We start from the raw sequence: 10,437 nt of genomic DNA, 5'->3' as shown, positions 1-10,437 counted from the left end.
TTGCATGTATTAGGCACGCCGCCAGCGTTCATCCTGAGCCAGGATCAAACTCTCCGAAGAAATGTTTGACTTGCTCAATTAAAAAATAAAATTTAACGTTGACGTTTGTCGCTTTGTTCAGTTTTCAAAGTTCAACCGCCGCTCTTAAGCGACTTTACCATCATAACAAGTTGCAAGCTAGTTGTCAACAAGTTTTTTTATTTGTTTATCACTTCGATGTTTGCTTTAGCAGTTCATCTTAGCGACATTTAATAATATACCACGCCTTCTTTTATTGTGCAATAGTTTTTCGATATATTTTTAAAAACTATTTTCTTGTAAGTGAAACGCTAGCCAATTAATAGATACTAGCATATCTAGAGCCACACTAGCATAATGTCTATTAAATCATTATCCGCCAAGGAGGCGTTCACTTGGATACCTTAATTGCAGCTGCACTCTATTTGTCCTTTTGTATGTCTATTCTCTTAATTTCACTTGCTTATTGGGAATCAATTCAAATCTCTAATAAAGAAGGAAAAGTCAACGGCCTTTCATTTATTTCACTTTCAACATTCAGCATGATTTTTTGTTTGTTTACTTCATATTTTTATACCATTCTTTATTAATATGATGTTACGTTGTCTTCTTAATAAAAAGGAGACATTTCTTTATTTTATTACAATATTCGCATTCGGTATACTTACTTATTGAAATCAATACGATAAATTCAGTTACTCCCCTTCTTCATACGTACAGTGGACAATGAAGGAATTTGTCGAATGATTTTTTGGAACACTTTCTTTAAATTTGATAAACTACTTTTAGAAAACGCTTTCATATACACTTTAACATTATTCAAGGAGGAAACCAAATGAAACCATTGCTTGAATTAACGGTTGGAGAACTTTTAAAGGAAAGTACAAAAAAGTTTGGGCATCAAGAAGCGGTTATTTACTCTGAACAAAATATTCGCTATACGTACGCGGAATTTTATCAAGAAACCTCTCGAGTTGCAAAGGCCCTTCTAGCCACCGGTCTCAAAAAAGGCGACCATATCGCTATCTGGGCTACCAATGTGCCGGAATGGTTACTTCTTCAATTCGCAGCAGCTAGAATAGGCGCTGTTTTGGTTACCCTTAATACAAGTTATCAATCCTCTGAATTAGAGTATGTATTGAGGCATTCTGATACAACAGCGCTATTTTTCATTGATGAATTTAAAAGCACTTCTTATACATCTATTATCACCGGTATTGAACATAATCTTCCCAAACTAAAACATCTTATAAACTTAAGTGGATCAAGCGAACATACGTCTTGGAACGAGTTTTTAATGAGTAGCTTAATGGTATCGGATGAGGTTCTCGATAAGCATGAACAATCCCTACATATCCATGATGTTATCAATATGCAATATACTTCCGGAACAACAGGTTTTCCAAAAGGAGTTATGCTAAGTCACCATAATATAGTAAACAACGGCTTTTTAGTTGCTCAGTCTATGAAACTGACCAACGAAGACCGCTTATGCATCCCAGTTCCTTTCTTTCATTGCTTTGGATGTGTGCTGGGTGTGCTAGCATGCGTATCTGTAGGTGCTACTATGCTACCGATTATTGAATTTCAACCTGCCTCTGTTTTACGCACCGTAGAGAAAGAAAAATGTACAGCTCTTCACGGTGTACCCACTATGTTTATTGCGGAATTAAATGCACTTGAGTTTGATCAATATGATTTATCTACTCTTCGCACAGGAATCATGGCTGGTTCTAATTGTCCAGCAGAAGTAATGAAGCGAGTCATACATGACATGGGCATCAATGAAATTACCATCGCCTATGGTCAAACCGAAACGTCTCCTGTAATCACCCAAACAACCCCAACTGATTCTATCGAGCGGCGAGTACAAACGGTTGGCAAAGTTCATAATCATGTACAGATTCAAATTATTAATCCAGTTACAGGTAAACCAGCTTCTTTCGGAGAACAAGGAGAACTTTGTGCAAAAGGATATTTAACAATGAAAGGATATTACAAAATGCCGGAAGAAACAGAAAAAACAATTGTAGAAGGTTGGCTACATACAGGAGATTTAGCTACCATCGATAAGGATGGCTATGTAAAAATTACAGGACGTCTAAAAGATATGATTATTAGAGGCGGAGAAAATATTTATCCAAGAGAAATTGAAGAGTTTTTATATAAAATACCCGAGGTAGAAGATGTTCAAATTGTCGGTATTCCTGATCCAAAGTATGGAGAACGAGTTGCTGCATGCATTAAACTCAAGCAACATTCTTTGCTTACCGCTCAAGAAATCCAAGACTTTTGCAAAGGTAAGCTTGCTCATTTCAAAATTCCGGAACATATTTATTTTATAGACGACTTTCCCATGACGGCATCCGGCAAGATTCAAAAATATAAATTAAAAGAAAAGATCGTAGCGCTTTATAAATAATCAGATTTTTTCGAATTTCACCTGTCATTATGAAGAAAAGTTTACTATACTGATACATATCTGTTTTTCTTCTTTCATACAGATATAAACAACAATGTTTATTGAAATAGGTGAAAATAATGGAAAATGAAATGTTGCTCAAATTAGGTATTTCAGCTGTACTTGGTCTTATTATTGGAATTGAAAGGGAACTAAAACGAAAGCCTGTTGGTTTAAAAACATCTCTCGTAATTTCCATTATTAGCTGTTTACTCACGATTGTTTCGATTGAGTCTTCTCAAATTTTTAATAAAGGTGATCATATCACAATGGACCCGCTTCGTCTGGCAGCTCAAATTGTTTCTGGAATTGGTTTTTTAGGGGCGGGCGTCATTTTACGAAAAGAAAATGACAGCATCTCAGGGCTTACAACAGCGGCTATTATCTGGGGAGCAGCAGGTATAGGCATTGCTGTAGGTGCAGGGTTTTATCCTGAAGCTATTACCGGAGTTGTACTGCTCATTATCAGCGTTGAACTTCTCCCCTTCCTTATTACTATTTTGGGGCCTAGGCAACTGCGTGAGAAAGAGCTTATTCTTCAACTCAAGCTGGCGGATAAGCACAATATCTTTGATACAACTAATAGCATTAGAGAAAAGAATATTACAATTAAAAATATTCGAATCAAAGATTTAGACACCAATGAATTGTATATAAGAATGAAAGTGTCAGTTAATAACCAGCGCCCTACTACAGAAGTGTATTACGAAATTCAAAAAATCAGCGGTATTCGAAGCATTGAAGTTGAAAATGTATAAATAAAAAACGGCCAACTGGCCGTTTTTTATTTGTATTTTTTAATCTGTTGTAAAAATTCCCGCTGTTTTACTAGAGACAGCCGGTATTGATCATCGATAATTTCTGTTAATAACTCATGTTTACGGCTCTTTGACACATTTAATCTGTGGATAAGAACTCTGCATTCATACAAAAACTGTGTATACTGTGTGTAACTCTCATCATAACTTGAGGATAAGTCTTCTTTGATTCGTTTTGTCAACAAAGGACTAGCACCATCTGTGGATATTGCTAGCGATAATCTCCCTCTAGAAAACTGTGCAGGAATTTGAATATTTCCATCAGAAAAACTGCTGGCCATATTAACCAACTGATCATTTTTAATATGCTGCTTAACGAACTTATTCACAGCTTGATCATTTGTAGCCACAACAATTAAAAAGACATTAAGTAAGTCTTCTTCTCCTACTTTTTTTCTTTTTACACGCAGCTGATCTTTAGCTTCCCATTCATTTATTTCAGCTGAAACAGTTGGAGCAACCACTGTAATGGCTGCTCCTTCTTGTAAAAAACCTTTAATTCTACGAGTTGCGATTGTTCCGCCCCCAACTACTAAGACCGAACGACCCTTTAAATCAAGCATAACGGTATACATCGTATTGATTTCCTTTGCTCGATAATAACGTTTTTACTTGGTGATTTAAAATGTGTGCAAGTCCATCGTGATAACCTAGATAGTTGGCTAAAATAAACTGCTGGGCATCTGTTGATAGCTGCTCCAATTCTTCCTTAATTTCGTTCATTAAAATACCGGTAAACAAAAGGTACGGAAGAACGAATACTTGCTTATACGAAGTTCGTTTAGCAAGGTGCAGGCCTTCTTTTAAATTAGGAGAAGCTGCAGCTAAATAGCACGTGCTCACTTCTTTAAAAGCACCTTTGCCTTTTAGCAGTTGAGCTATTTCGTTAAAATCTTTTTTTACAGCAGGATCACTGCTTCCTCTGCCGACCAACAATACCATCGAATCTTCATGCTTATCCACATTGGTTTCATTGATTCTCTCTACCAAGATATCAACAATTCGTTCGTCCACGCCGAACGGTTCTCCGTACAGCACTTCTACCTGGGGATAACGTTCATATACTTTGTGTATTTCTTCAGGTATATCTTGCTTTGCATGCGCAGCTTTTAATAACAGAAGGGGCACAATTGCAATACGGGTAGCACCTTGTTCAATACACGCTTCAAATCCTTGTTCAATAGTGGGGGAAGCTAGTTCTAGGAAACAAACTTCTTGAATCGGTACATCTAGATTTTTTTTACATCTTTCAATAAAAGCAACTGCCTGATCAGCGCCTTCTTTTACGCGGCTGCCATGGCAAACATATAAAACTGCATCCATATAATCAACCTCTTTAGTAAGCTTCTTGTGCAAACGAATAGTAATGCTGTCCAGTCTTCTCAAACCAATTTAATCGGTCATGAAAATTCACAACTTCACCAACGATAATCATACTTGGATTTTCAATTTGTTCTTCTTTAACAATATCAACAATTGTACCAAGAGTTCCAGTTACAGTGCGCTGGTCCGCACATGTTCCCCAGTGAATCAATGCAATTGGCGTAGCTGAAGTTTTTCCGTGTTTCATTAACTGTTGGCAAATGTACGGTAAGTTCCGCACCCCCATGTAAATTGCAAGAGTATCTACACCTTTGGCTAGGCTATCCCATTTGATTGCATCATGCTCGCTATCTTTACGATGGCCTGCTACAAAAGCAAAGCTTGCACTGTATTCCCGGTGAGTGACAGGGATTCCTGCATAAGCAGCAGCTGCGATGCCTGATGTAATTCCTGGAACAATTTCAAATGAAATGCTCTGCTGCACGAGAGCTTCTGCTTCTTCCCCTCCGCGTCCGAAAACAAATGGATCTCCGCCTTTTAAGCGCGTTACAATTTTTCCTTTTTTAGCGAATTTCACTAAAAAGTTGTTAATTGTTTCTTGCTTGAGGGTATGATAGTTCGGAAGCTTTCCACAGTAAATGATATCTGCATCACTTTTAGCATACTCCAGCAGGTCCTTATTCACTAAACGATCATATAAGATAACATCTGCTTGCTGAATTGCTTTCAGCCCTTTTAATGTAATTAAATCTGGATCCCCCGGTCCTGCACCGACTAGATATACTTTCCCCATGAATGCCTTTCACCCTTCCATCATTTCCACGTCTCCGCAGCGCTCCCACATTTTAATTTGAATTAGAACAGCGGACAAAGTCCGCTGTCATTTAGATAAATTTTCGGTTAGCTAAATATTCAATAACAGTTTGTACACATTCTTCTACAGACTGTGTGCTTGTATTAATTGTTAATTCAGGGTTAGCCGGCGACTCATACGGAGAATCAATTCCTGTAAAATCACGGATTTCTCCGCTTCTTGCTTTTTTGTAAAGCCCTTTTGGATCTCTTTTTTCACACTCTTCTAACGGACACTCCACGTATACTTCCAAAAATTCATTTCCCTCTAAGATCTCACGCACTTGAGCGCGGTCCTCTTGGAATGGAGAGATAAATGCTGTTAGTACCACTTGACCGCTGTCTACAAATAGCTTAGAAACCTCACCGATACGGCGAATATTTTCTGTACGATCTTCAGCAGAAAACCCTAGATTCTTATTTAAGCCGAAACGAACATTGTCACCATCTAATACATAGTTGCGAATATTTTTATCAAAAAGCGCCTTTGCCACTGCGTTTGCTACGGTAGATTTACCTGAACCCGAAAGACCTGTAAACCATAATACAAAACTGTGATGATTATTTTGCTCGCGTCTTTCCTCTTTTGTAATTCCAGCATCATGCCACGTAATGTTTGTTGATTTGCTCACTTCAACCGCTCCTTATTTTGAAGATACTTTTTGTTTTGCTAATCCTTTAATTAACACTTCAATTACTTCTTTACGGCTGAATGTGCTTGGTGGCACTTCTCCGTTACGAAGCATTTCACGTACCTTTGTTCCAGATAGAATCATATGATCTTCCTTGCTGTGAGGGCATGTTTTCGTTGATGCCATCGATTCACACTTCTTGCAGTAGAAGCTGTGTTCAAAGAATAAAGGTGTAATTCCTAATTCATCTGCTGTAAAGTTACTGAAGATTTTCTGTGCATCATATGTTCCGTAGTAGTCACCAACACCAGCGTGGTCACGGCCTACAATGAAATGCGTGCATCCAAAGTTTTTTCGAACCATTGCATGGAAAATAGCTTCTCTAGGTCCAGCATAACGCATCGCAGCAGGGAAAACTGCTAAAGCTACACGATCGCTAGGATAATAGTTCTCTAAAAGTACTTCATAACTTTCCATACGGATATCTGCTGGGATATCATCTGACTTTGTTTCTCCTACGAGTGGATTTAAAAACAGGCCGTCTACAATTTCTAATGCCGTTTTTTGAATATATTCGTGCGCACGGTGAACAGGGTTACGAGTTTGGAATCCAACAACCGTTTTCCAACCGCGTTCTTCAAATGCTGCTCTTGTTTCAGTTGGATCTAGGTAATACTTTTCAAAACGCGTTTTAGGTGTACGTTCTACAAGTACGATTGGACCTGCTACATATACATTTGGGCGCTCCATCATTTTTTTCACGCCAGGATGAGCAAGTTCTGCCGTGCGGTATACATTTTCCGCTTCTTTTTCTTTATTTGGCGTATATACTTCAGAAACTTCTAAAACACCATACGTTACGCCGTTTTGAACTAGCTTTACTTTGTCGCCAATGTTTAATTCTTTAGCTTGCTCTTCTGTTACAGGAAGAGTGATAGGAATACTCCATACTGTGCCATCTGCTAAACGCATATTTTCAACAACTGATTGATAATCTTTTTCTCCTAAAAATCCTGTAATTGGGCTGTAAGCACCAATTCCAATTAGTTCTAAATCACTTAGAGCCATGTTATCTACTTCGATTTCTTTTGTTAGTGAAGTGTAGTCATATGTTGGTTGATATAAATTAATTAATTCTCCACCGTGTGCTTGAATTGTTGTCATTTTGTAAAATCCTCCTTAAATAATTAACACAATATAATAAAAAGCACTTGAATCACGCAGTCATTTTTTCTTTTTCCGACTGCAAGCTTGCTCTTTTTCTTCTAGTCGTTCTAGCTAAGCTTAGAACACCTGCTGTGGCAATGCAGCCGCTAGCTAGCACCACAAATGAATATAAGTCGCTTTCAAGTACTAATTTCACAAGAACATATGAGATTACGAGTGAAAATACGGGGGATACCACCCAAACCTTTAACATTTGAATGACCACTTCACGCTGTTCTTTCGTGAATCCCGTTTTCGCTGCTCCTATTCCAATAATAGAAGACGTAGTGACCTGTGTAAGCGGTACTGGCAAACCAAAAAGTGAAGCTGCTGTAACAAGGGAAGCACCAGTACCCGAGATAATGCACCCTTCTCCTACAGAATAGCGAGTAATTTTTTTCCCGTTTGTTTCAATAACTCGGCCGCCTAGTAAAAGAGCTCCGAGCGCCACAGCCAGTCCTCCTGCTATGACACCCGTTGTGGCATCCATTAATCCAGCTCCTACTAGAGGACCGACAGCATTTGCCACGTTATTCATTCCAGCTGAGAAGGCTTCAAAGAATCCCGTGGCTATAACTAAAATCGTTAAAACTCTTTTCCACTTTCCCTCTGCTTCTTTTTTATGCGCTCTGCGTTTTATCACTTTTCCAATCAAAAAAGCAATGACAAATGAAACCAGCGGAACAATAATCCAAAAAGACATGACAACTAAAAGTTTTTCCACATACAGAGATTGATAAGCTACTCCTACTCCAACAACTGAACCAACCGTTACTTCACTTGTTGATAGCGGGATACCAATTAAATTCGCGAAAAAGAGTGACAGCGTTGCAGCAGCCAGAATGATAATAACTAATTCTACTGACAGCAATTTTTCAGGTATGATACCTGAACTGATGGTTTTTACCACCTCGCCGCCTCCGATAATGGCTCCGAGCACAATACCTACAGCACAGATGAACAAGGCTACTCTTCGCTTTTTAATCGCACCGGAGCCGTATGAAACGCCCATAGCTGCTGCTGCACCGCTTGCCCCGATATTCATTGCAAAAAAAAGCGCAATGATAAAGGCAACATATAAAAGCATCATTTATTCAGCTCTTTCGTATTTAAGATTCGTGTAATCCGCATTCAACTTTTTGTGTACCTGCCCATCTTCCTGAACGTAAATCGTCTACATTGTAGGCAGGTGCGGTACAAGGCTCACAGCCGATGCTTGGGTAGCCTTGATCATGAAGTTTGTTATATGGTAAATCATGCTTATACACATAGCGCCAAACTTCTTTCCAAGACCAATGAATCAACGGGCAGACTTTAACTTTCTTGAATTTCTCATCTTTATTAAAATAATTCGTGTTGGCACGAGATTCAGACTGCTCGCGTCTCAAACCAGAAATCCACGCATCATAAGGAGCAAGAGATTCCCTTAACGGGATGATTTTTCGAATTTGACAGCATAGGTTAGGCTGACTCTTCCAAAGCTCATCTCCATGTTTCTCAGCTTGTTCTGCAAGAGTTAAATCCGGTTTTTTTATATGAATACGCAAATCAGGAAAGCGTTCTTTAATTGCATCAATCACTTCATATGTTTCTTTAAAATGAACGCCCGTATCTAAAAAGACAATTTCAGCATCTTTTTTCACTTTTGAAATTAAATCAATTAACACGATCCCTTCAATACCAAAGCTTGATGCGTAAATAATTGAATCTCCGTAGGTATCATACGCCCACTGCAATGCTGAAAGGGCTCCTTTTGTTTCATCTTCACTGTCGAACTCTGGAAATGTATCACTCCAGTTTCCGTACGTATATAAGTCTGCCATTTTCTTCACTCCAATTCTTAGTTATCCGCGTTATCCAATAAAAAAAGACGGTTTTACCCACTAGAATTGGATAAAACCGCCTCTAGTGTGTCTAGTCAGCGAAACTATTTAATTCTTACTTTTCTTCGACGTGCTCAAAGATTTGTTTTAAGTCGGGGGTTACAGTCATTGATGTCCCTCCTTAAATTATCGCTTGCGCTATATCAAAATAAAAAGTCTTCCATATTGAAAGACTGGGTAGGCAATAAATTTTTACCTTATCTTTCAAAATGATACACACTTTGCTGGAATTAGCACCTTGCTAAGCAGGTTGCCGGGGTTCAGCGGGCCAGATCCCTCCACCACTCTTGATAAGCATTTTTTAAAAATTTTAGCATATTTAGAATATTTGTCAACATTAAAAATCATATATCCGATAAGAAAACTATACTTTAAATTCACAGAAATATCTATACTTTTATTTAAAACAACATATGTAAATTTAAACCAAATGTGAACATATCAGTTTGTAAAACGCTTTCTTTTTCCTCAACTTTTTATATTCTCTTCCTAAATAAAACACAACACCTCTCTATAAAATTAATAAGGGATTTATAAGCTTTACGGATAATTCACCCACATTAGCACACATTACAGATAACACTGACTGACAGATAGGAGCTATATAAGATGGAGAGACATTCCTTTCAATTAGACGATACAATTAAAAATAATGTGCGAACATATTTACAGCAAATTTCAACTGAAGCCTCTAATTTAATTAAACATTTAGATACGAGTGATCATTGTATCCTATGTGATTTTGAGGAGATGAGAAGGTTATTTCAAGATGTTCAAGCTACGGCCGCCTCTTATTACTTGCGTCATTATCTATCGCCTTATACATTTGAATATGCTGCTCTGTCCTTAGCTATTCATAACCTTTCTGAGAAACGTCACGGCGCTTTAATTGTCATTGAACGGGAACAAAATGTAGACCCTCTTATTCAAAAGGGAATGCCTATTCAAGCTCCTGTCAGCGCTACGCTAGTTGAGACACTGTTCTACCCAGGGACACCCTTACATGACGGAGCCGTCCTAATTAGAAATAATCAGCTTATCTCAGCTGCTAATGTTTTACCTCTCTCGTCTATTATTTCAACGACCAAAAAATTGGGAACACGTCACCGTGCAGCCATTGGAATGTCGGAAAAATCGGATGCATTAATTTTAGTTGTATCTGAAGAAACAGGCAAAATTTCGTTTGCTCTTGATGGAAGCCTCTACCCTATTCACTCCAGCAAAAATATGATTTAAGAGCCCTT

The 10,437-nt window shown here is 38.2% G+C and carries 11 protein-coding genes, 1 rRNA gene and 1 riboswitch; of the genes, 4 read left to right on the top strand and 8 right to left on the bottom strand.

The window, feature by feature from the left end; genetic code table 11:
- Positions 1-60, bottom strand: a 16S ribosomal RNA gene (locus AC3WJG_RS17575); the annotation flags it as partial.
- Between the two features lie 353 nt (positions 61-413).
- Between AC3WJG_RS17575 and AC3WJG_RS17570 the strand changes: the two genes are divergently transcribed.
- The 3 genes from AC3WJG_RS17570 (at position 414) to AC3WJG_RS17560 (ending at position 3,237) form a co-directional block, all read left to right on the top strand.
- The gene (locus tag AC3WJG_RS17570; protein WP_028409574.1) at positions 414-608 is read left to right on the top strand and encodes a hypothetical protein; all 195 of its coding nucleotides are present in this window, start codon (positions 414-416) and stop codon (positions 606-608) included.
- Between the two features lie 245 nt (positions 609-853).
- Positions 854-2,440, top strand: coding sequence for an AMP-binding protein (locus tag AC3WJG_RS17565; protein ID WP_028409575.1), 1,587 nt, complete (start codon positions 854-856; stop codon positions 2,438-2,440).
- A 119-nt stretch (positions 2,441-2,559) separates the two neighbouring features.
- The gene (locus AC3WJG_RS17560) at positions 2,560-3,237 is read left to right on the top strand and encodes an MgtC/SapB family protein (RefSeq protein WP_013059577.1); all 678 of its coding nucleotides are present in this window, start codon (positions 2,560-2,562) and stop codon (positions 3,235-3,237) included.
- Between the two features lie 26 nt (positions 3,238-3,263).
- Here AC3WJG_RS17560 and AC3WJG_RS17555 read toward each other — a convergent pair whose 3' ends face one another.
- The 7 genes from AC3WJG_RS17555 to AC3WJG_RS17525 form a co-directional block, all read right to left on the bottom strand.
- Entirely contained in the window at positions 3,264-3,872 is a 609-nt protein-coding gene (locus AC3WJG_RS17555; protein ID WP_028409576.1) for an NAD(P)-binding protein, read from the bottom strand.
- Positions 3,853-4,620 (bottom strand): sirohydrochlorin chelatase, encoded by a 768-nt coding sequence (locus AC3WJG_RS17550; RefSeq protein ID WP_098249468.1) that lies wholly within the window; start codon positions 4,618-4,620, stop codon positions 3,853-3,855. The genes AC3WJG_RS17555 and AC3WJG_RS17550 overlap by 20 nt, the downstream gene beginning before the upstream one ends.
- Positions 4,621-4,633: 13 nt before the next feature.
- Positions 4,634-5,413, bottom strand: coding sequence for a uroporphyrinogen-III C-methyltransferase (gene cobA / locus AC3WJG_RS17545; RefSeq protein ID WP_028409578.1), 780 nt, complete (start codon positions 5,411-5,413; stop codon positions 4,634-4,636).
- 91 nt (positions 5,414-5,504) lie between these two features.
- Positions 5,505-6,104 (bottom strand): adenylyl-sulfate kinase, encoded by a 600-nt coding sequence (gene cysC, locus AC3WJG_RS17540; RefSeq protein ID WP_014457932.1) that lies wholly within the window; start codon positions 6,102-6,104, stop codon positions 5,505-5,507.
- A 12-nt stretch (positions 6,105-6,116) separates the two neighbouring features.
- The gene (gene sat, locus AC3WJG_RS17535) at positions 6,117-7,268 is read right to left on the bottom strand and encodes a sulfate adenylyltransferase (protein ID WP_025752727.1); all 1,152 of its coding nucleotides are present in this window, start codon (positions 7,266-7,268) and stop codon (positions 6,117-6,119) included.
- Positions 7,269-7,320: 52 nt separating this feature from the next.
- The gene (cysP, locus tag AC3WJG_RS17530) at positions 7,321-8,400 is read right to left on the bottom strand and encodes a sulfate permease (protein WP_098332577.1); all 1,080 of its coding nucleotides are present in this window, start codon (positions 8,398-8,400) and stop codon (positions 7,321-7,323) included.
- A gap of 19 nt (positions 8,401-8,419) precedes the next feature.
- Positions 8,420-9,133, bottom strand: coding sequence for a phosphoadenylyl-sulfate reductase (locus tag AC3WJG_RS17525; protein ID WP_098658942.1), 714 nt, complete (start codon positions 9,131-9,133; stop codon positions 8,420-8,422).
- A gap of 254 nt (positions 9,134-9,387) precedes the next feature.
- A riboswitch (SAM riboswitch) is annotated at positions 9,388-9,490 on the bottom strand.
- A 312-nt stretch (positions 9,491-9,802) separates the two neighbouring features.
- Here AC3WJG_RS17525 and cdaS point away from each other — a divergent pair.
- Positions 9,803-10,429, top strand: a complete 627-nt coding sequence (gene cdaS, locus AC3WJG_RS17520; protein ID WP_034276407.1) for a sporulation-specific diadenylate cyclase CdaS — start codon at positions 9,803-9,805, stop codon at positions 10,427-10,429.
- Positions 10,430-10,437 lie beyond the last annotated feature (8 nt).

This window comes from Priestia sp. FW507-14D1A, assembly GCF_058781295.1.
The sequence above is the reverse complement of the archived record's forward strand: the minus strand, read 5'-3'. Positions and strand labels throughout refer to the sequence as shown.